This is a genomic window from Streptomyces sp. NRRL WC-3605 (assembly GCF_001509795.1).
In the GTDB taxonomy this organism is placed as follows: Bacteria; Actinomycetota; Actinomycetes; order Streptomycetales; family Streptomycetaceae; genus Streptomyces; species Streptomyces viridochromogenes.
Map to the genome: position 1 here is coordinate 89,353 of NZ_LLZN01000047.1, position 21,054 is coordinate 110,406.

At 71.8% G+C, this 21,054-nt stretch carries 17 protein-coding genes and 1 pseudogene; 13 read left to right on the forward strand and 5 right to left on the reverse strand.

Annotated elements, in window-relative coordinates:
• The first annotated feature begins 50 nt into the window (after positions 1 to 50).
• Entirely contained in the window at positions 51 to 1,682 is a 1,632-nt protein-coding gene (gene pruA / locus ADL34_RS12565; protein WP_062666583.1) for an L-glutamate gamma-semialdehyde dehydrogenase, read from the forward strand.
• A 64-nt stretch (positions 1,683 to 1,746) separates the two neighbouring features.
• On the opposite strand, the gene ADL34_RS12570 is transcribed toward pruA, so the two are convergent.
• Positions 1,747 to 1,953 (reverse strand): DUF5988 family protein, encoded by a 207-nt coding sequence (locus tag ADL34_RS12570; RefSeq protein WP_062666585.1) that lies wholly within the window; start codon positions 1,951 to 1,953, stop codon positions 1,747 to 1,749.
• 336 nt (positions 1,954 to 2,289) lie between these two features.
• Between ADL34_RS12570 and ADL34_RS35625 the strand changes: the two genes are divergently transcribed.
• The 3 genes from ADL34_RS35625 to ADL34_RS12580 all read left to right on the forward strand — a co-directional run bounded on the left by ADL34_RS35625 (position 2,290) and on the right by ADL34_RS12580 (position 4,903).
• A complete protein-coding gene (locus tag ADL34_RS35625; protein ID WP_107115595.1) occupies positions 2,290 to 2,430 on the forward strand; it encodes a hypothetical protein in 141 nt (46 codons plus the stop codon).
• A gap of 74 nt (positions 2,431 to 2,504) precedes the next feature.
• Positions 2,505 to 3,548, forward strand: a complete 1,044-nt coding sequence (locus ADL34_RS12575) for a 3-isopropylmalate dehydrogenase (protein WP_062666587.1) — start codon at positions 2,505 to 2,507, stop codon at positions 3,546 to 3,548.
• Between the two features lie 266 nt (positions 3,549 to 3,814).
• Positions 3,815 to 4,903 carry a branched-chain amino acid aminotransferase gene (locus tag ADL34_RS12580; RefSeq protein WP_062666589.1) on the forward strand — a complete coding sequence of 363 codons (1,089 nt, stop codon included), beginning with the start codon at positions 3,815 to 3,817 and terminating at the stop codon, positions 4,901 to 4,903.
• Positions 4,904 to 4,980: 77 nt separating this feature from the next.
• Here the strand turns inward: ADL34_RS12580 and ADL34_RS12585 are convergent, their stop codons facing one another.
• Complete coding sequence (locus ADL34_RS12585) at positions 4,981 to 6,432, reverse strand: cytosine permease (RefSeq protein ID WP_062666591.1); 1,452 nt, start codon at positions 6,430 to 6,432, stop codon at positions 4,981 to 4,983.
• A gap of 131 nt (positions 6,433 to 6,563) precedes the next feature.
• On the opposite strand from ADL34_RS12585, the gene ureA reads away from it, so the two are divergent.
• The 6 genes from ureA to ADL34_RS12615 all read left to right on the forward strand — a co-directional run bounded on the left by ureA (position 6,564) and on the right by ADL34_RS12615 (position 14,160).
• Positions 6,564 to 7,259 (forward strand): urease subunit gamma, encoded by a 696-nt coding sequence (ureA, locus tag ADL34_RS12590; protein WP_062666593.1) that lies wholly within the window; start codon positions 6,564 to 6,566, stop codon positions 7,257 to 7,259.
• Positions 7,256 to 8,965 carry an urease subunit alpha gene (locus ADL34_RS12595; protein WP_062666594.1) on the forward strand — a complete coding sequence of 570 codons (1,710 nt, stop codon included), beginning with the start codon at positions 7,256 to 7,258 and terminating at the stop codon, positions 8,963 to 8,965. The genes ureA and ADL34_RS12595 overlap by 4 nt, the downstream gene beginning before the upstream one ends.
• A gap of 208 nt (positions 8,966 to 9,173) precedes the next feature.
• Positions 9,174 to 10,193 carry an agmatine deiminase family protein gene (locus ADL34_RS12600; protein ID WP_062666596.1) on the forward strand — a complete coding sequence of 340 codons (1,020 nt, stop codon included), beginning with the start codon at positions 9,174 to 9,176 and terminating at the stop codon, positions 10,191 to 10,193.
• 11 nt (positions 10,194 to 10,204) lie between these two features.
• The gene (locus ADL34_RS12605) at positions 10,205 to 10,804 is read left to right on the forward strand and encodes a TetR/AcrR family transcriptional regulator (protein ID WP_062666598.1); all 600 of its coding nucleotides are present in this window, start codon (positions 10,205 to 10,207) and stop codon (positions 10,802 to 10,804) included.
• A gap of 336 nt (positions 10,805 to 11,140) precedes the next feature.
• Positions 11,141 to 12,745, forward strand: a complete 1,605-nt coding sequence (gene cimA / locus ADL34_RS12610) for a citramalate synthase (RefSeq protein WP_062666600.1) — start codon at positions 11,141 to 11,143, stop codon at positions 12,743 to 12,745.
• A 56-nt stretch (positions 12,746 to 12,801) separates the two neighbouring features.
• On the forward strand, positions 12,802 to 14,160 hold the full coding sequence (locus tag ADL34_RS12615) for a hypothetical protein (protein WP_062666602.1): 1,359 nt from the start codon (positions 12,802 to 12,804) through the stop codon (positions 14,158 to 14,160).
• 66 nt (positions 14,161 to 14,226) lie between these two features.
• Here the strand turns inward: ADL34_RS12615 and ADL34_RS12620 are convergent, their stop codons facing one another.
• Both ADL34_RS12620 and ADL34_RS12625 read right to left on the reverse strand, forming a co-directional pair.
• Positions 14,227 to 15,009: a S1 family peptidase gene (locus ADL34_RS12620; protein ID WP_062666604.1), complete on the reverse strand. Its 783-nt coding sequence runs from the start codon at positions 15,007 to 15,009 to the stop codon at positions 14,227 to 14,229.
• Positions 15,010 to 15,587: 578 nt separating this feature from the next.
• The gene (locus tag ADL34_RS12625) at positions 15,588 to 16,199 is read right to left on the reverse strand and encodes a YceI family protein (protein ID WP_062666606.1); all 612 of its coding nucleotides are present in this window, start codon (positions 16,197 to 16,199) and stop codon (positions 15,588 to 15,590) included.
• Between the two features lie 129 nt (positions 16,200 to 16,328).
• Here ADL34_RS12625 and ADL34_RS12630 point away from each other — a divergent pair, with 129 nt between their 5' ends.
• The 3 genes from ADL34_RS12630 to ADL34_RS12640 all read left to right on the forward strand — a co-directional run bounded on the left by ADL34_RS12630 (position 16,329) and on the right by ADL34_RS12640 (position 20,625).
• Positions 16,329 to 18,650, forward strand: a complete 2,322-nt coding sequence (locus tag ADL34_RS12630; protein WP_107115596.1) for a polysaccharide lyase 8 family protein — start codon at positions 16,329 to 16,331, stop codon at positions 18,648 to 18,650.
• 154 nt (positions 18,651 to 18,804) lie between these two features.
• A complete protein-coding gene (locus ADL34_RS12635; protein WP_062666608.1) occupies positions 18,805 to 20,388 on the forward strand; it encodes an acyl-CoA carboxylase subunit beta in 1,584 nt (527 codons plus the stop codon).
• 45 nt (positions 20,389 to 20,433) lie between these two features.
• Positions 20,434 to 20,625 carry an acyl-CoA carboxylase subunit epsilon gene (locus ADL34_RS12640; RefSeq protein ID WP_062666609.1) on the forward strand — a complete coding sequence of 64 codons (192 nt, stop codon included), beginning with the start codon at positions 20,434 to 20,436 and terminating at the stop codon, positions 20,623 to 20,625.
• A 179-nt stretch (positions 20,626 to 20,804) separates the two neighbouring features.
• Here ADL34_RS12640 and ADL34_RS12645 read toward each other — a convergent pair.
• A pseudogene (locus tag ADL34_RS12645) lies at positions 20,805 to 21,054 on the reverse strand (ATP-binding protein); the annotation flags it as partial.

Below are 21,054 nucleotides of genomic sequence, written 5' to 3' on the forward strand. Positions count from 1 at the left end.
CCCCTGCACAACGGCTCGATATACACGCTCAGTAAGGAGTTACGGAACCCATGGACGCTGTGACCCAGGTCCCCACCCCCGTCAACGAGCCGGTGCACGGCTACGCCCCCGGCTCGCCCGAGCGCGCCCGGCTGGAGGCCAAGCTCAAGGAGCTGGCCGAGAACCCGATCGACCTGCCGATGACCATCGGCGGTGAGAAGCGGATGGGCGGCGGCGAGCGGATCGACGTCGTGCAGCCGCACAACCACAAGGCCCGCCTCGGCACCTTCGGCACCGCCACCCAGCAGGACGCCCAGGACGCCATCGACGCGGCCCTCGCCGCCGCCCCGGCCTGGCGCGCGATGTCCTTCGACGACCGCGCCGCGATCATCCTGCGCGCCGCCGAGCTGCTGGCCGGCCCGTGGCGCGAGACGCTGGCCGCCTCCACGATGCTCGGCCAGTCCAAGACCGCCCAGCAGGCCGAGATCGACACCCCCTGCGAGCTCGTCGACTTCTGGCGCTTCAACGTGAAGTACGCCCGCGACCTGCTCGCCGAGCAGCCCCCGGCGAACTCCCCGGGTGTGTGGAACCGCCTCGACCACCGCCCGCTGGAGGGCTTCGTCTACGCGATCACGCCGTTCAACTTCACGGCGATCGCGGGCAACCTGCCGACCGCGCCCGCGCTCATGGGCAACGTCGTCGTCTGGAAGCCGTCCCCGACGCAGACCCACGCCGCCGTGCTGCTGATGCAGCTCCTGGAGGAGGCCGGGCTGCCCAAGGGCGTCATCAACCTCGTCACCGGCGACGGCATCGAGGTCTCCAAGGTGGCGCTGGAGCACCGCGACCTCGCGGGCATCCACTTCACCGGCTCGACCAAGACCTTCCAGTACCTGTGGAAGACGGTCGGCAACAACATCGAGAAGTACCGCTCCTACCCGCGCATCGTCGGCGAGACCGGCGGCAAGGACTTCGTCGTCGCCCACCCGAGCGCCGACCGCGCGGTCCTGAAGACCGCCCTGACCCGCGGCGCCTTCGAGTACCAGGGCCAGAAGTGCTCGGCGACCTCCCGGGCGTACATCCCGGCGTCGATCTGGAACTCGGGCTTCAAGGAGGAGTTCGCGGCCGAGGTCGACTACCTCACCATGGGTGACGTCACCGACCTGTCGAACTTCATCGGCGCCGTCATCGACGAGCGCGCCTTCGCCAAGAACAAGGCCGCCATCGACCGCGCCCAGGCCGACCCGTCCTGCACGATCGTCGCGGGCGGCTCCTACGACGACTCGGTCGGCTACTTCGTCCGCCCGACCGTCATCGAGTGCTCCGACCCGGAGAACGAGGTCTTCACGACCGAGTACTTCGGCCCGGTCCTCGCCGTCCACGTCTACGAGGACGACAAGTACGAGGAGATGCTGGACCAGATGGAGTCGGTGTCCGCATACGCGCTGACCGGCTCGGTCATCTCGACCGACCGCGCGGCGACCGCGCACACCATGGAGAAGCTGCGCTACGCGGCCGGCAACTTCTACATCAACGACAAGTCGACCGGCGCCGTCGTCGGCCAGCAGCCCTTCGGCGGCGGCCGTGCCTCCGGCACCAACGACAAGGCCGGCGCCCCGCAGAACCTGATGCGCTGGACGCTCACCCGTGCCATCAAGGAGACGCTGGTCCCGCCGACCGACTACGGGTACCCGCACATGGGCTGACCGTCCGAGGTGCGTGACGAGGGGCCGGGCGCCATGCGCCCGGCCCCTTCGCGTCTCCGTCCCGCTAGCCGGGCATCTCCGTGCGCTCCCACCACTCGTACACCGGCAGATCCCCCTGCGGTGTGTCCGTGCGGCGCGAGGTCGGCCGGAAGTGCTCGTAGCCGCCTCGCAGTTCGACTTTCACGTCCGGGCCGGGGGACGGGGCCGGGACGATGCGGTCGGGCAGATCGTCCGGGCCGCCTTCCAGGAACACCTTCGCCGTGTCGTTCATGCACCCAGCGTTCCCCGGGGCGCGGCGCCACCCCCCGGACCGCCCGGAGGATCAGCCCTCTGGCTGACGTGCTCTGCCGGGCGGACCAGGAAATCGCAGCTCAGCGCGGTGTGGCCCGATTCGCCGTCTCAGATAGTAGGAAGTCCGAGTAATTGTGGAGACAGACGCGCCCGGCTCCCTTAGCTTTGTAGGAGCCGAACGTCTCGCTCGATCAAGCGAATGGCGGTCGTGAGCCGGGCCCCGTGCAGGCAACCCCTGCGGCACCGCTCCCCGCCCCTTCCGGCGTCTCGTAACCCCTCCCCGCACTCCCGTGCTTGCCGAAGGAGTCGATTTCCCATGGCCGAGACGACCGCCCGCCGTCGAGTCCGTCACCTCTCCCGCACCAGCGACAGCGACCGCAAGAACGCCGCGGCCGCCCTCCAGCGCGCCCTCGACCGCAGGGACAACGGCGGCGCCACCGGCCACCAGGCCGCCTAGGGGGTGTCTGACACGCGTTGTCCGTATGGCGGACAGCGTGTGTCATCCCATGGGACGAGCAGTAGGGTGCCGACATGTCTCGCAGCATCGATCTCGCAGTGATCCCCGGTGACGGCATCGGCCAGGAGGTCGTGGCCGAAGGCCTGAAGGTCCTCTCCGCCGTCCTCCCGCAGGATGTGAAGCTGGAGACCAAGGAGTACGACTTCGGCGCCCGGCGCTACCACGCCACCGGTGAGACCCTCACCGACGCCGACCTCGACGCCCTCAAGGGTCACGACGCCATCCTGCTCGGCGCGATCGGCGACCCGTCCGTGCCGTCCGGCGTGCTGGAGCGCGGCTTCCTGCTGAAGCTCCGCTTCGCCTTCGACCACCACGTCAACCTGCGTCCCTCGAAGCTGCTTCCGGGCGTGGCCACCCCGCTCGCCGGTGAGCCGAGCATCGACTTCGTCGTGGTCCGCGAGGGCACCGAGGGCCCGTACACCGGCAACGGCGGCACCATCCGCAAGGGCACCGAGCACGAGGTCGCCACCGAGGTCTCCGTCAACACGGCCTTCGGTGTCGAGCGTGTCGTCCGGGACGCCTTCGCCCGCGCCCAGGCCCGGCCGCGCAAGAAGCTCGCGCTGATCCACAAGAACAACGTGCTGACCTTCGCCGGTCACCTGTGGACCGACGTCTTCAACAAGGTGGCCGAGGAGTTCCCCGAGGTCACCACCGAGTACATGCACGTCGACGCGGCCACCATCTACCTGGTGACCCAGCCCGAGCGGTTCGACGTGATCGTCACCGACAACCTCTTCGGCGACATCATCACCGACCTCGCCGCGGCCGTCTCCGGCGGAATCGGCGTCGCCGCGAGCGGGAACATCAACCCCTCCGGCGCGTACCCCTCGATGTTCGAGCCGGTCCACGGTTCCGCGCCCGACATCGCCGGCCAGGGCAAGGCCGACCCCACCGCCACGGTCCTGTCCGTCGCCCTGCTCCTGCGCCACCTCGGCTACGAGGCCGAAGCCGCCCGGATCGACGAGGCGGTCTCCGCCGACCTGGCCGACCGCACCGGCAAGCCCGCGCGCAGCACGTCGGAGATCGGCGACGCGCTGGCCGTACGAGTAGCCGGCTGACCCGCGCCGCTCGCACACCTCGAAGCCGCCGGGTCACATCGCACCCGGCGGCTTCCGCATGTCCGCCGCCGGGTGACACCATCGACCCCTGGGTCGCACTCCACGCCGATCACACCGAACAGGCCGATTTCGTCCACGGCTCGCTCTTGCGATAATCGAACAAGGAGCCGCGGAATGAGGGAATGCTCGGACGTCCTAGCACTGGCCACGGGCAGTACAGGCGTGAGCGCGGCCCGTCACACACAACCGGTGAAGGACAACCACTCATGACGACGCCCACGATCGAGCTCAAGCCCTCCGCCAGCCCGCTCTCCTCCGCCGAGCGCGACGCCATCCTGACCAACCCGGGATTCGGCCGCCACTTCACCGACCACATGGTGACCATCAAGTGGACCGAGGGCCGCGGCTGGCACGACGGGCAGCTCGTGCCGTACGCGCCGCTCTCCCTGGACCCGGCGACCATGGTCCTGCACTACGCGCAGGAGATCTTCGAGGGCCTCAAGGCGTACCGCCGGCCCGACGGGACCGTCGCCACCTTCCGTCCCGAGAAGAACGCCGAGCGCTTCCAGCGCTCGGCCCGCCGGCTCGGCATGCCCGAGCTTCCGGTCGAGACGTTCATCGAGGCGTGCGACGCGCTGGTGAAGCAGGACCAGGCGTGGGTCCCCGCGCACGGCGGCGAGGAGTCCCTGTACCTGCGCCCGTTCATGTTCGCCACCGAGGTCGGCCTGGGCGTCAAGCCCGCCGGCGAGTACCTGTTCATCGTCATCGCCTCACCGGCCGGCGCCTACTTCCCGGGCGGCGTCAAGCCGGTGTCGATCTGGGTCTCCGAGGACCACGTCCGCGCGGTGCCCGGCGGCATGGGCGACGCCAAGACCGGCGGCAACTACGCGGCCTCCCTGCTGGCCCAGGCCGAGGCGGCCGCTGAGGGCTGCGCCCAGGTCTGCTACCTCGACGCGGTCGAGCGCAAGTGGGTCGAGGAACTCGGCGGCATGAACCTGTACTTCGTCTACGGCGACCGGATCGTCACCCCGTCCCTCACCGGCTCCATCCTGGAGGGCGTCACCCGTGACTCCCTGCTCCAGGTCGCCCGCGACCTCGGCTACACGGCGGAGGAGGGCCGGGTCTCCGTCGACCAGTGGCAGCGCGACTCGGAGAACGGCAGCCTCACCGAGGTCTTCGCCTGCGGCACCGCCGCGGTGATCACCCCCGTCGGCACCGTCAAGCGCACCGGCGCCCAGTGGCAGCAGAGCGGGGGCGAACCCGGCGAGGTGACGCTGAAGCTGCGCCAGGCCCTCCTCGACATCCAGCGCGGCACGGCCGAGGACCGGCACGGCTGGATGCACAAGCTCGCCTAGGGTCTTTCGTTCGGGTCAGGCCGGATCAGGGCGCGGCACCAGACCCCGCGAGCCCGGCAGGACCCAAACGAGAGGCCCTACCCCTCGGACGGGACCCTCACGGCCGCCGCGGACCTCGAGTCCACGGCGGCCGCCCCGTCGGCGTTCGCGCTGCCGCCACCGGTCAGCAGCGCGTACGCCACGCCCCCGACCAGCCCCGACAGCAGGAAGCTGCAGTCCACCCCGCCGGTCAGGCCCAGCAGCGGCCCCTCATACGTGGGCAGGGCGACCGCCAGCACGCCCACGACCGCGCCGAGCGCCCAGGACACCGTCGCCCGTACGTTCCAGCCGGCCCGGTACCAGTAGATCCCGCCCCGCGCCCGGCGGTTGAACACCTGGAGCGCCTCGGCGTCGTACACGCCCCGGCAACGGACGAAGCCGATGAGGGTGATCACCGCCCACGGCGTCCCGATCGCCGTCAGCAGCAGTACGAACGAGGTCATGGCGTCCTGGGTGCTGGAGGCGTAGTGACCGGCGAAGACGCACACGGTGGCGACCACGGCGACCGCGTACGTGGCCGTCGCCCGGGAGGCGCGCGGCAGGATCGCGTCCAGGTCCAGTCCCATGGAGTAGAGCATCAGGCCCGCGTTGCCGACCGAGCCGGCCGAGGCCGCCAGCAGCAGCGGCAGCAGGTACCAGCCGGGAGAGGCGTCGACCAGCGGCCCGGCGTAGTCGAGGGCCGCGCGCGCCGCGTACGCCGTGAAGGTCCCGAAGAGCTGCGGCACCAGCAGGCCCAGGATCAGGCCGAGCCAGGTCGCGTGCAGCACCCGGCGCGCGGAGTGGCGGGCCGGTGAGATGTAGCGGGTGTAGTCGCCGAGCAGGGTGATGAAGGCGATCGGCCCCGACAGGCCGGCCGCGACCGCCGCCAGCAGCCACGTCGGCCAGAAGCCGCCCAGCAGATAGCCGCCCGCCTCCGGCAGCGCGGCCGTCGTGAAGTGCGGGGCGTAGGCGACCACGCCGAGGACCAGCAGGGCCGTCATGCCGAACGCGAGGACACGGGACATGGCGAGCAGCACGCGGTAGCCGTACACCGCGCCCGCGACGGTCGCGGCGGCCAGCAGCGCGTAGATCACGCCGTACGAGACGTCGTTCGCCGGCACGCCGGTCAGGCGGCCGAGGACGCCGATCATCACGTCGCCGCCGATCCACACGGTGAGCGCGGAGTACCCGAGCGCCAGCAGCAGTCCGACCACCGACCCGACCAGGCGGCCGCGCACCCCGAACTGGGCGCCGGAGGAGGTCGACAGGTTGGTCGCCGTGCGCAGCGAGACGAGGGCCAGCGGGGCGGTGAGGGCCGTGCCGGCCAGGGTGCCGAGCACGATCGAGCTGACCGAGGCCCACCAGCCGAGTCCGAAGGACGGGGGCAGCCAGCCGAAGACGATCACGCCGAGGCAGAGGTTCGATCCGAGCAGGATCGAGACGAGGTCCTTCGGCCCACTGGTGCGTTCCTCCTCCGGGATGGTGTCGACTCCGCGCTGTTCCCTCGGCATGGCTGATCTCCCTCAGTTAGAGTGGCGTTCAATCTGAGGGAGGAGCACTCGTCCCGTCAACCCTTGGATTGCAGGCAATCCGATGTTTAGAGTGTCGGTCTAACATTCGTCCGGCGAGGAGAGGTCGCGGCATGAGACTGACGCCCACGGAACGTGACCGGCTGCTGCTCTTCGGCGCCGCGGAGCTGGCGCGGGCCCGCCGCGCCCGCGGACTGCGCCTGAACGTCCCCGAGGCGACCGCGATCATCGCGGACACGGTGTGCGAGGCCGCCCGCGACGGCGCCCGGCTCGCCGAGGCGGTCGAGCGGGCCCGCTCCGTGCTCGGCCCGGACGACGTGCTGCCCGGCGTCGCGGACGTCGTCACCGAGGTGCACGTCGAGGCCGTCTTCGACGACGGCTCCCGGCTCGCGGTGGTCACCGCCCCGATCGGCGGCGGCCTCGGCGACCGCGCCCCCGGCGCCCTGCTGCCCGGGCCCGGATACGAGGAACCCGCGCCCGCCCTGCGGCTGACGGTCACCAACACCGCCGACGTGCCGGTCTCCGTCACCTCCCACTTCCACTTCTTCGAGGCCAACCCGCGCCTCGACTTCCCCCGCGCGCGGGCCTACGGGATGCGGCTCGCCGTACCCGCCGGGTCCTCCGTCCGCTTCGGGCCGGGGGAGAGCGCCGAGGTCGGCCTGGTTCCCCTCGGCGGTGACCGGATCGCCATCGGCTTCGCCGGCCTCGTCGACGGGCCGCTGGACGCGCCCGGCGCCCGCGAGGAGGCCGTGCGCCGCGCCGCCGCCTGCGGCTACCTGGGCGTGCACGAGAAGGAGGCCGGCCGATGAGCCGTCCCGGAGGACACCCCGCAGAGGCCCGCCACCTCACCCCGCACGAGTACGCCGCCACCCACGGCCCCCGCGCCGGCGACCGCGTCCGGCTCGGCGACTCGGGGCTGACCGTCCGCGTCGAGTCCGACTCCCAGCGCCCCGGCGACGAGTTCCTCGCCGGTTTCGGCAAGACCGCCCGGGACGGACTGCACCTCAAGGCCGCGTCGGTCCGGGAGACGTGCGACGTCGTCATCAGCAACGTCGTGGTCGTCGACGCCGTCCTCGGCATCCGCAAGGTGTCCATCGGCATCCGGCAGGGGCGCATCAGCGCCATCGGGCGGGCCGGCAACCCGGACACCCTCGACGGGGTCGACGTCGTCGTCGGTACCGGCACGTCGATCGTCTCCGGCGAAGGGCTGATCGCCACCGCCGGCGCCGTCGACACCCATGTCCACCTGCTGTCGCCGCGCGTCATGGAGGCGTCGCTCGCCTCCGGCGTCACCACGATCATCGGCCAGGAGTTCGGACCGGTGTGGGGTGTCGGCGTCAACTCGCCCTGGGCGCTGCGGCACGCGTTCGGCGCCTTCGACGCCTGGCCCGTCAACATCGGCTTCCTCGCCCGGGGTTCGTCCTCCCACGAGGCCCCACTCGTCGAGGCCCTGGCCGAGGGCGGCGCCTCCGGCTTCAAGGTGCACGAGGACATGGGCGCCCACACCCGCGCCCTGGACACCGCGCTGCGCGTCGCCGAGGAGCACGACGTCCAGGTCGCCCTGCACAGCGACGGCCTGAACGAGTGCCTGTCCGTCGAGGACACCCTGCGGGTCCTTCAGGGCCGCACCATCCACGCCTTCCACATCGAGGGCTGCGGTGGCGGGCACGTCCCGAACGTACTGAAGATGGCCGGCGTCCCGAACGTCATCGGCTCCTCCACCAACCCCACGCTGCCGTTCGGCCGGGACGCCGTGGCCGAGCACTACGGCATGATCGTCTCCGTCCACGACCTCAAGACGGATCTGCCCGGCGACGCCGCCATGGCCCGCGACCGCATCCGCGCCGGGACCATGGGCGCCGAGGACGTCCTGCACGACCTGGGTGCCATCGGCATCACCTCGTCCGACGCACAGGGCATGGGCCGGGCCGGCGAGACCGTCCGGCGCACCCTCGCGATGGCCGGGAAGATGAAGGCCCAGTTCGGGGCACCCGAGGACCACGACAACGAGCGCGTCCTGCGCTACATCGCCAAGCTGACGATCAACCCCGCCATCGCCCACGGCCTCGCCCACGAGGTGGGCTCCCTGGAGCCCGGCAAGCTCGCCGACATCGTGCTGTGGCGGCCCGAGTACTTCGGCGCCAAACCGCAGCTCGTCCTCAAGGCCGGCTTCCCGGCGTACGGGGTGGTCGGCGACCCCAACGCGGCCACCGACACCTGCGAACCCCTCGTGCTCGGCCCGCAGTTCGGGGCGTACGGCGCCACGCCCGCCGACCTCTCGGTCGCCTTCGTCGCGCAGGCCGCCCTCGACCAGGGCGGCGACTCGATGCCGACCCGCCGGCGCCGGGTCGCCGTGCGCGGCACCCGGGGCATCGGACCCGCCGACCTGCGCCTGAACACCCGTGTCGGAGCCGTCGACGTCGACCGGCGCACCGGCCTGGTCACCCTCGACGGGGAGCCGCTGCGCTCGGAGCCCGCCGACTCCGTCTCCCTCAACCGCCTGTACTTCCTCTAGGGGGTGTCGTGTCGATCAGGCCGGGCTCCCGGCGTCCGGCACCGCGCCTCGCCGCGTTGTCGTCGGTCCCCGATTCCCCCACTCTCGGCCTCGCTCGAGCGGGAGGGACCCCCATCGCATCGACTCCCTCCTCCGCCTTGCGACGCACGGCATCAGACGCCGCTCGCTGATCCGCCCTGACCGACAAGACACCCCCTAGGACGTGGTGATGACCTTCCGCATGCCCCCCGAGTGGGCCCCGCACGAGCGCACCTGGATGGCCTGGCCCCGCCCCAACCCGACCTTCACCACCGACGCCGAACTCGCCGACGCCCGCACCGCGTGGGCCGAAGTCGCCCGTGCCGTGCGCCGGTTCGAGCCGGTGACGATGGTCCACGCCGCCGGCGAGGCCGACTCGGCCCGCGAACTGCTGGGCGCAGACGTGGACCTGGCTGAGGGCGACCTCGACGACGCGTGGATGCGGGACATCGGCCCGACCTTCGTCCAGGACGAGGACGGCCGACTGGCCGCCGTGGACTGGGTGTTCAACGGCTGGGGCGGCCAGGACTGGGCCCGCTGGGAGCACGACGCCGGGATCGCCCGGCATGTCGCCGGCCTCGCGGGCGTCCCCGTCCACTCCTCGCCGCTCGTCAACGAGGGCGGCGCGATCCACGTCGACGGCGAGGGCACCGTCCTGCTGACCGACACCGTCCAGCTCGGCGCCGGACGCAACCCCGGCTGGACCCGCGAGCAGGTCGAGGCGGAGATCCACGCCCGGCTCGGCACCACCAAGGCGGTCTGGCTCCCGCACGGCCTGTCCGGCGACTACGGGACGTACGGCACCCAGGGCCACGTCGACATCGTCGCCGCCTTCGCCGGACCCGGCACCGTGCTCGTGCACAGCCAGCGGAACCCCGACCACCCCGACCACGCCCGCTCCCTGGAGTACCTGGAGATCCTGCGCGGCGCGACCGACGCCCGGGGGCGCCGCCTGGAGGTCGTCGAGGTGCCGGCGCCGACCGTGCTGCGGGACGAGGACGGCCACTGGGTCGACTACTCCTACATCAACCACTACGTCTGCAACGGCGGCGTCGTGCTGTGCGCCTTCGACGACCCGCACGACGAGGTCGCGGCCGGCATCCTGCGCCGCCTGTACCCCGGGCGCGCGGTCACCCTGGTGGACGCCCGTACCATCTTCGCGGGCGGTGGAGGCATCCACTGCATCACCCAGCAGCAGCCGAAGATCTAGGAGTCCGACCCATGGCCGGTGCGCGCCGGAACGCCCCGCCGCGCGAGCGGGTCCTCGCCGCCGCCATGGAGATGATCGCCGAGCGCGGCCTGGAGAAGCTGACCATGGCCGCGCTGGGCCGCGAGGTCGGCATGAGCAGCGGCCACCTCCTGTACTACTTCCGCTCCAAGGACGAACTCCTGCTGCGCACCCTGGAGTGGAGCGAGGGCCGGCTCGGCACCGAACGCGGCCGGCTGCTCGCCCGGGACTCCTCCGCGCGGGACCGGCTCGACGCCTTTGTCGACCTGTACGTGCCCGACGGCCAGGGCGACCCGCACTGGACCCTGTGGCTGGAGGTCTGGAACCGTTCGCAGAACGCCGACGACGACGCCCGGGACCGGCAGGCCGCCATCGAGGGCGCCTGGCACCGGGACCTCGTGGCGCTCGTCGCCGAGGGCATCTCGCGCGGGGAGTTCCGGCCGGTCGACCCGGACCGCTTCGCCGCCCGGCTGCGGGCCCTCCTCGACGGCTTCTCCATCCATGTGGCGATCGGCCTGCGCGGCACCGACCGCGACCGGATCCTGCGCCACGTGCGGGAGTTCCTCGACGACAGCCTGCTCGCGGACACCTGAGACGGCGTCCCGGCCGCACGCGAGATGATCAGCACAGTGTTCGCATCCTGAGACGGACGGTGAGCACGGGGTGCGGGTGTGCCAGACTGCCCCCGTGCTCTCGTTCGCCATGATTATTGGCAGCAGGCGCGCCGGTCCGCAGTGACCACCACGTACGACCAGGTACGGGTGGACACCGTCGTCCTCGACCCGCGCGCAGACCTCTCGCACCCGCGAGGGGTTTTTCTGTTTCCCGGCCCACCCGCAGCCGGGCGGAGAGCGTGAGGGACCATAGGTGGGGGCGGTGGAGCCGGTCATTCCGGTAGACCGAGATCCAGTTACAGGAGCCTTACGACCATGACGCCGACCAACGAGCTCGACGACTCGTTCCACGTCTTCGACACCACCTTGCGCGACGGCGCCCAGCGGGAGGGCATCAACCTCACCGTCGCCGACAAGCTGGCCATCGCCCGGCACCTGGACGACTTCGGCGTGGGATTCATCGAGGGCGGCTGGCCCGGCGCCAACCCGCGCGACACCGAGTTCTTCGCCCGCGCCCAGCAGGAGATCGAGTTCCGGCACGCGCAGCTCGTCGCCTTCGGCGCCACCCGGCGCGCGGGCGGCAAGGCGTCCGAGGACCCCCAGGTCAAGGCGCTGCTGGAGTCCGGCGCCCCGGTGATCACGCTGGTCGCCAAGTCCCACGACCGGCACGTCGAGCTGGCGCTGCGCACCACCCTCGACGAGAACCTGGAGATGGTCCGCGACACCGTCTCGTACCTGGCCGGCGAGGGCCGCCGCGTCTTCGTGGACTGCGAGCACTTCTTCGACGGCTACCGCGCCAACCCCGAGTACGCGAAGTCCGTCGTACGGACCGCCTCCGAGGCCGGCGCCGACGTCGTCATCCTCTGCGACACCAACGGCGGCATGCTCCCCGCCCAGGTCCAGGCGGTCGTCTCCACCGTCCTCGCCGACACCGGCGCCCGGCTCGGCATCCACGCCCAGGACGACACCGGCTGCGCGGTCGCCAACACCCTCGCCGCCGTCGACGCGGGCGCCACCCACGTCCAGTGCACGGCCAACGGCTACGGCGAGCGGGTCGGCAACGCCAACCTCTTCCCGGTCGTCGCCGCGCTGGAGCTCAAGTACGGCAAGCAGGTCCTGCCCGAGGGCCGGCTGCGCGAGATGACCCGGATCTCGCACGCCGTCGCCGAGGTCGTGAACCTCACCCCCTCCACGCACCAGCCGTACGTCGGCGTCTCCGCCTTCGCCCACAAGGCCGGACTGCACGCCTCCGCGATCAAGGTCGACCCGGACCTGTACCAGCACATCGACCCCGAGCAGGTCGGCAACACCATGCGGATGCTCGTCTCCGACATGGCCGGCCGCGCCTCCGTGGAGCTCAAGGGCAAGGAGCTCGGCATCGACCTCGGCGGCGACCGCGAGCTGGTCGGCCGGGTCGTCGAGCGCGTCAAGGAGCGCGAGCTCAAGGGGTACACCTACGAAGCCGCCGACGCGTCCTTCGAGCTGCTGCTGCGCGCCGAGGTCGAGGGCAGGCCGCTGAAGTACTTCGACGTCGAGTCCTGGCGCGCGATCGTCGAGGACCGCCCCGACGGCAGCCACGCCAACGAGGCCACCGTCAAGCTCTTCGCCAAGGGCGAGCGGATCGTCGCCACCGCCGAGGGCAACGGCCCGGTCAACGCGCTCGACCGGGCGCTGCGGGTCGCGCTGGAGAAGATCTACCCGCAGCTCGCCGCCCTCGACCTCGTCGACTACAAGGTCCGCATCCTGGAGGGCGTCCACGGCACCCAGTCCACCACCCGCGTCCTGATCTCCACGTCCGACGGGGCGGGCGAGTGGTCCACGGTCGGCGTGGCGGAGAACGTCATCGCCGCGTCCTGGCAGGCCCTGGAGGACGCCTACACCTACGGACTGCTGCGGGCCGGCGTCGCACCGGCCCAGTAGACCGCGGCAGGCGGTCCCGGACGCCCGGGACCGCCTCATCGGGTAGCGTCTAAGGCATGAGGACGCCGCGCTTGAGGGGCCTCATGCGCTCGCTGCTCGTGCCGGTCGCCGCCACCGCGATGGTGCTCCTGACCGGTTCGCCCGGCGCACATGCGGCCACGGACCTTTCCACGGTGGCCGAGGCGCTCCGCGAGGATCCCGTGTACGTCGATCCCGCCGCCTCGGACCAGCTGTCGTCGGCGGACGCCCAGGCGCTGTCCGACAAGATCAGGGACGCCGGAAAACCGGTGTTCGTGGCCGTCCTGCCCGCCGACCAGCCCGAGCGGGACATCTTCCTGAACCTGCGGACGGAGACCGGCATCACCGGCCTGTACGCGATCCGCAGCGGCGACCGCTTCGGCGCGCGGGCCGACACGGCCGTCCTGCCGCCACGCGGGGTCCAGAACCTCGTCACGGCCGTCCGGGACGTCGACGACCCCAAGGCCCAGCTGAACGACTTCGTCGACGCGGCGCTGCGCAGCGCCCGGGGCACGGCCCCCGCCTCCTGGGGCGACGGCGGGGGAGGCGGCGTGGACACCACCGGCCTCGTCGTCGCCGGGGCCGTGGTCGCGGCGGGCGGCGCGGGCGCCTACGCCCTGGTCCGGCGCAACCGGCGGCGCCACGAGGAGGTGCAGCGGACGGCGCTGGAGAAGCTGCGGGTCGTCGTCGACGAGGACATCACCGCCTACGGCGAGGAACTCGACCGTCTCGAATTCCACCCGGCCGAGCCCGGCGCCGACGACGCGATGCGCGGGGACTACGAAGGCGCCCTCGACTCCTACGAGGAGGCCAAGCGCCTGATGGACGCCGCGCGCAAGCCGGAGGACGTCAAGGCGGTCACCCAGGCCCTGGCGGACGGCCGCTTCTCCCTCGCCCTGCTGGCCGCCCGCCGGGAGGGCCGGCCGCTCCCCGAACGCCGGCCACCCTGCTTCTTCGACCCCCGCCACGGCCCGGCGGTGGCCGACGAGACGTGGACGCCGCCCGCCGGCGCCCCGCGCGAGGTGCCGGTGTGCGCGGCGGACCGGGCCCGGCTGGCCGACGGCCGTGATCCCCAGGTCCGCGAGGTCGACACCGAGTACGGCCGGCGGCCGTACTGGGACGCCGGACCGGCCTACGGCCCCTGGGCGGGCGGCTACTTCGGCGGCGGCATCCTCCCCGCCCTGCTCGTCGGCACGCTCCTCGGCAGCGTGATGGCGGGCCCGGCCTACGCGGCCGACTACGGCGCCGGGTACGGCGACTTCGGGGGCTACCAGGGCGGTGACGTCTCCGGCGCGGACTTCGACTCGGGTTCCTTCGACGGCGGTTTCGGCGACGGCGGCTTCGGGGGCGGCGGGGACTTCGGCGGGGGAGGCGGCTTCGACGGCGGAGGTTTCTGACACGCGGGGGCCCGGCGTCCCCGGGACACCGGGCCCTTCGAGCGGAACGGGCGCGCGGAGGGCCGGTCAGAGGCCGGCCGCCGCCGAGGCGATGGCGGAGGCGAAGGTGGAGACCTCGGTGTAGACGCCGGGCGCGTTCGGCCGGGCGCATCCTATGCCCCAGCTGACGATGCCTACCTGGACCCAGGCGTTGCTCGCGTCGCGGCGGAACATGGGGCCGCCGGAGTCGCCCTGGCAGGTGTCCACGCCGCCGGAGGGCAGCCCGGCGCAGATCTCCTCGTTCGCGACGAGCCCGCTGTACCCGCTGTAGGAACGGCACTGGGCGTCGCTCACGAACGGCACTTCGGCCTTGAGCAGATAGCGCTGCTGGGCCCCGCCCTCGCGGTTGGCGCCCCAGCCGGCGACGGTGAAGGTGCCGGTGTTGTACTGCGTGGTCGTGGCGATCTTCAGCGTCGGCAGATTCACGGGCTGCGCGAGCTTGATGAGCGCCCAGTCCTTGCCGGTGCCGTTGTAGCCCGGCGCCCGGTACACGTAGGTGGAGCGGACCTGGACGCGGCCGCTGCTGCTCTGGAGGTCCACGACACCGGCGGTGGCCGTGATGCTGGTGTTCCGGCCGGTCGAGCCGACGCAGTGGGCGGCGGTGAGGACGATCTGCTGGGTGTAGAGCGCGCCGCCACAGCCCATGGAGAGCCGGACCATGAACGGGAACTCGCCCTGCGCGGCCCGGGTGCCGCCGACGACACGCGAGTCCGCGGCCTGCGCGGCCGACACGGGCTGGAGACTGACGATCGCGAGAGCGGCGGCGCCGAGGACCGCGCATCTCTTGAGCGCGGTGAGGAGCTTCTTCAACGTGATGCCTTCCGTGGGGGGTTCGACATACGAACGCGAGAAGTGCAACTGACAGGGGCATGTCAATCCAACCGGCCTGACACGCCCGGGCCATATCCGTTGCTGGATTATGAGAACCGTGTGACGCCCCCCACAAGAGCCTGATTCCGGCCATCCGTCCCCGGCCAGGGCCGGCCCTCTACTCCAGGAAGAACCCCGCCGGCCGGGGCAGCCGCCGCGCCATCTCACCGCGATCGTCGAAGTCCCAGCCGGGAGCCAACGCGGGATATCGAAGGGTGAACGCACCGTCGGGCAGCTGCTCACCGGTCGCGGCGAGATGCGCGTTCCAGGCGATGCTTCGAGCGGGCGATCGCCGACCCTGACACCTTGGCGGAGCTTCCCGTCGTGCGGGCGCGTGCGGCCGGCGGCGGTTGTCTCGAGGACGAGGACGTTCTGGGCCTTGTCCATGATGGCAGAGCATGCCGTCCGGGTCCGACAGCGACGTGCGAGGAGCGTGCCCCTCACCAGAGCACCCGCCCACCCGGCGCGAAGCCGGGGGACGGGTGTGCTCGGAAAAGATGACCCGGAGGTCGCGGCGATCAGGCGTTCTTGATCGCCGAGATGTCGAAGTTCAGTTTGATCTTGTCGGAGACCAGCACGCCGCCCGTCTCCAGCGCGGCGTTCCAGGTCAGGCCCCACTCCGAGCGGAGGATCTCGGCCTTGCCCTCGAAGCCGACGCGCTCGTTGCCGAACGGGTCCTTCGCGGCGCCGTTGAACTCCAGGTCGATGGTGATCGGCCGGGTGGTGCCGAGGATGGTGAGGTCGCCGGTGATGCGGTAGTCCTCGCCGCCCAGGGCCTCCGCCTTGGTGGAGCGGAACGTCATCGTCGGGAACTCGTCCGTCTTGAAGAAGTCCGCGCTCTTCAGGTGCCCGTCGCGGTCCGCCGACCCGGTGTCGATGCTGTCCATCGTGATGTCCAGGGACGCCGTGGACGCGGCCGGGTTCGTGCCGTCCAGGTGCAGGGAGCCGCTGAAGTCGAGGAACTTGCCCTTGACGTTGGTGACCATGGCGTGCCGGGCGACGAAGCCGAGCGTGGAGTGCGCCGGGTCGATCGTGTAGTCGCCGGTCAGCGCGGCCAGCTCCGGCGCGACGGCGACGGCGGTGGCGGCGGCCGGAGCGGCGGCGGAGTCCTTGCGGTTGAAGATGCCCATGACGTTCTCCTCGGAGGGTGTCGTTGAATGTTTAACTACCTAACACCGACCACCGTAGACGCATTCCCTTCAACTTTCAACATCATCCGGGGCGTGTTCCTGGTGTCACCGCGCGTGACGTGGTAGGGCATGGACATGACCCCTTCGCGCCGAACCCTGCTGACCGCCGCCGCCCTCGCCGCGGCCCTCGGCCGCACCGCCGCGACCCCGGCCCGCGCCGGGGCGGCCGACCCCTACGACACCCTCCGCGCCCGCTGGTCGGCCATCGCGCTCGGCACCGGCTACGACCCCGCCGCCGAGCCGTACGCCGGGCGCCTCGCCGAGACCGGCGCGCTGGCCCGGGGGTTCCAGGCGGCCATGGAACCAACGCCGGTCTCCCTGTGGCCGGGCCATCCCTTCGACCCGCCCGCCGGCATCACCCAGAGCCACAGCCGCCTGTGGACCATGGCCCAGGCCTACCTCCAGCCCGGCACCGGAGCCACCGCCGACCCCGCCCTGCTCGCCGACGTCCTGCGCGGCCTCGACCACCTCTCCGCGACCGTCTACCACCCCGGCACCACCCCGTACGGCAACTGGTGGGAGTGGCAGATCGGCAGCCCGCGCCCGCTCATGGACATCACGGCCGCCCTGTACGACCACTTCGGGCAGGACCGGATCGACGCCGCCTGCGCCGCCGTCGACCACTTCGTCCCCGACGCCCTGCTCACCGACTACTCCGGCACCTCCACCGGCGCCAACCGCGTCGACCTGTGCCGCTCCGTCGCCCTGCGCGGCATCCTCGGCCGCGCCCCGGACCGGATCGCGCTCGCCCGGGACGCGCTCTCCCCGGTCTTCCCGTACGTCAGCGCGGGCGACGGCCTGCACGCCGACGGCTCCTTCGTGCAGCACACATGGGTCGCCTACTCCGGCACCTACGGCCAGGTGCTCCTCGACGGACTCGGACGCCTCTTCGCCCTGCTCGCGGGCTCCGACTGGGAGGTCACCGACCCAAACCGGCGGATCGTCCTCGACGCCGTCGAACGCGCCTTCGCCCCGCTGATCCACGACGGACTGGTCATGGACGCCGTCAACGGACGCGCCATCAGCCGCGGGTACCTCAAGAACGACGACCGGCGGGTCATGCGCGGCGACCACTACCACGGGCACGCGCTCATCGCCGCGATCGCCCTCCTCGCCGCCGGCGCGAGCGCGGCCGAACGCGACCGGTGGCACGCCCGCGTCAAGGGCTGGATCGAACGGGACACCGTCAGCCCGGTTCTGACCTCACGACAGTTCGGGGTGGCCGACCTCGCCCGTCTGCACGCCGTCGCCGGGTCACAGGTGCCCGCCGCGCCCGAGCCCGTCGGGCACCACCTCTTCGCCGCGATGGACCGAGCCGTCCACCGCCGCCCGCGCTTCGTCGCGGCCATCGCCATGGCGAGCGACCGGATCGCCCACTACGAGTGCGGCAACGGCGAGAACCCGCGCGGCTGGCACACCGGCGCCGGCATGGTCTCCTGGTGGGCCGACGGCCTCGGCGACCAGTACACCGACTGGTACTGGCCGACCGTCGACTGGTACCGCCTGCCCGGCACGACCGTCTCCACCCGCCGCCTGCCCGACCGGGCGGGCGGCGAATGGGGCGAGGCCCGGCCCGCCGCACGCTGGGTCGGCGGCACGACCGACGGCGTGTACGCGGCGATCGGCCAGCAGCTGGAGGGCCTGGGCTCCACGCTCCGCGCCCACAAGGCGTGGTTCTGCCTGGCGGACGCCGTGGTCTGCCTCGGCGCCGGGATCAGCTGCGCGGACGGCGTTCCCGTGGAGACCGTCGTCGACAACCGGAACCTGGGGGAGAACGGCACCCAGGCCCTCGTGCGCGGCCCCGGCTGGGCCCATCTGGAGGGCCACGGCGGCTGGATCGTCCCGTACGGCCGGCTGCGCACCCTGCGCGAGGACCGCACCGGAGCGTGGGCCGACATCAACACCACCAGCACCACCGAGCGCCGCACCCGCCGCTGGCAGACCCTCTGGCTGGACCACGGCACCGACCCGCGCGACGCGACCTACCAGTACGTGCTCATGCCGGGCGCGAGCCGCCGGGAGGTCGCCGCGCGGGCGGCCGCCCGCGGCTGGCTGACGGTCCTCGCCAACGACCCGGCCCGCCAGGCCGTCCACGTCCCCTCCCTCGGCGTGACGGCGGCCCTGTTCCGGCAGCCCGGCACCGCGGGCCCCCTCACGGCCGGTGCCGGAGCGAGCGTGCTGCTCCGGCGCCGGGGCCGGACCGCTACCCTCTGTGTGAGCGAGCCGCCCCGTACGGGCGAGCCCCTGGAGATCGTCCTCGACCACCCCGTACGGCACGTGTCCCGCGCCGACGAGACGGTCGAGATCCTCGCCACCGGACCCCGGCTCAGGCTCCGCGTCACTCCGGGGACGGTATGCCGGACCCACCGATGTGAGGTGGTTCTCGCCTGACGGCTTTGTGCGACCCCCACAACGCACACGCCCTCTGAGCAGTCGGAATGGCTGCATGTCGCTGTGGTTCTGTTCAGTGCTACCAGGAAAACGCTCCGGAGACTGTGAGGAGTCGACGGCTCGCATTGCGCCGGGTCCTTCGTAAGGTCACTACATGACCGTTTTGGATGAGGCACCGGGTGAGCCGATCGACGCCCGTGGACGGACCGCCGAGCTGCACGAGATCCGTGCCCAGGCGCTGGCCGGCCCGAGCGAGAAGGCCACCGCGGCGCAGCACGCCAAGGGGAAGCTGACCGCCCGGGAGCGCATCGAGCTGCTCCTGGACCCCGGCACCTTCCGGGAGGTCGAGCAGCTGCGCCGGCACCGGGCCCAGGGCTTCGGCCTGGAGGCCAAGAAGCCGTACACCGACGGTGTCATCACCGGCTGGGGCACGGTCGAGGGCCGCACGGTCTTCGTGTACGCGCACGACTTCCGGATCTTCGGCGGCGCGCTGGGCGAGGCCCACGCCACCAAGATCCACAAGATCATGGACATGGCCATCGCGGCCGGTGCCCCGCTGGTCTCCCTGAACGACGGCGCCGGCGCCCGTATCCAGGAGGGCGTCTCCGCCCTCGCCGGGTACGGCGGCATCTTCCAGCGCAACACCAAGGCGTCCGGCGTCATCCCGCAGATCAGCGTGATGCTCGGCCCGTGCGCGGGCGGCGCGGCCTACAGCCCCGCCCTCACGGACTTCGTGTTCATGGTCCGCGACACCTCGCAGATGTTCATCACCGGCCCCGACGTGGTGAAGGCGGTGACGGGGGAGGAGATCACCCAGAACGGCCTGGGCGGCGCCGACGTGCACGCCGAGACCTCCGGCGTCTGCCACTTCGCGTACGACGACGAGGAGACGTGCATCGCCGAGGTGCGCTACCTCCTGTCCCTGCTCCCGCAGAACAACCGCGAGAACCCGCCCCGGGTGGAGCCGTCGGACGCCGCGGACCGCCGCAGCGAGACGCTCCTCGACCTGGTGCCGGCCGACGGCAACCGGCCGTACGACATGACCAAGGTCATCGAGGAGATCGTCGACGACGGCGAGTACCTGGAGGTCCACGAGCGCTGGGCGCGGAACATCATCTGCGCGCTGGCCCGGCTCGACGGCCAGGTCGTCGGCATCGTCGCCAACCAGCCCCAGACGCTGGCGGGCGTGCTCGACATCGAGGCGTCCGAGAAGGCCGCCCGCTTCGTGCAGATGTGCGACGCCTTCAACATCCCGATCATCACCTTCCTGGACGTCCCCGGCTTCCTCCCGGGCGTCGACCAGGAGCACGGCGGCATCATCCGCCACGGCGCCAAGCTGCTGTACGCCTACTGCAACGCGACCGTGCCCCGGATCTCCCTGATCCTGCGCAAGGCGTACGGCGGCGCGTACATCGTCATGGACAGCCAGTCCATCGGCGCCGACCTCACCTACGCCTGGCCGACCAACGAGATCGCCGTGATGGGCGCCGAGGGCGCCGCCAACGTCATCTTCCGGCGGCAGATCGCCGAGGCCGAGGACCCCGAGGCCATGCGGGCGCGCATGGTCAAGGAGTACAAGTCCGAGCTGATGCACCCGTACTACGCGGCCGAGCGGGGCCTGGTCGACGACGTGATCGACCCCTCCGAGACCCGCGAGGTCCTCGCCCGCTCCCTGGCGATGCTGCACACCAAGCACGCCGACCTGCCGTCCCGCAAGCACGGCAACCCTCCGCAGTAACCCACCGGTATCCGTGCGGAAACCTCATCCATGGAGACTGAGCCCATGAACGTCCCTGACATCCGCGTCGAGAAGGGCCACGCCGAGCCCGAGGAAGTCGCCGCCATCACGGCGATCCTCCTGGCCCGCGCCGCCGCCCGGCCCGCCGCCGCCCCGGCCCACCGGGGCCGCCCGAAGGCCGGCTGGCGCCGCCTGGAGCGCGAGGGCGGCTTCCGCGCCCCCCACAGCTGGCGCTGAGCCCGCGAAACCAACCGAAGGGCCCCTCTCCCGGAGAGGGGCCCTTCGGCGTCCCTGAGGGGCGTCTGGGGCCGCGCGGCGGGCGAGGCCGGCACAAGGGCGGCCGCCGCAGCGCGAAAGGGCTGCCCCGGACGGTGAGGAACCGTCCGGGGCAGCCCTTTGCCTGTCGTGTCCCGTGTCTAGCGCAGCCGCGCCATCAGCGCGTGCTCCACGAGCGTGATCAGCGCCGACTTGGCGTCCGCGCGGTGCCGGGCGTCGGTCGTGATGATCGGGGTGTCGGGGCCGATCTGCAGCGCCTCGCGCACCTCGTCCGGGTTGTACGGCTGGTTGCCGTCGAAGCCGTTGAGGGCGATGACGAAGGGCAGGCCGCTGTTCTCGAAGTAGTCGACCGCGGGGAAGCAGTCGGCGAGACGGCGGGTGTCCACCAGC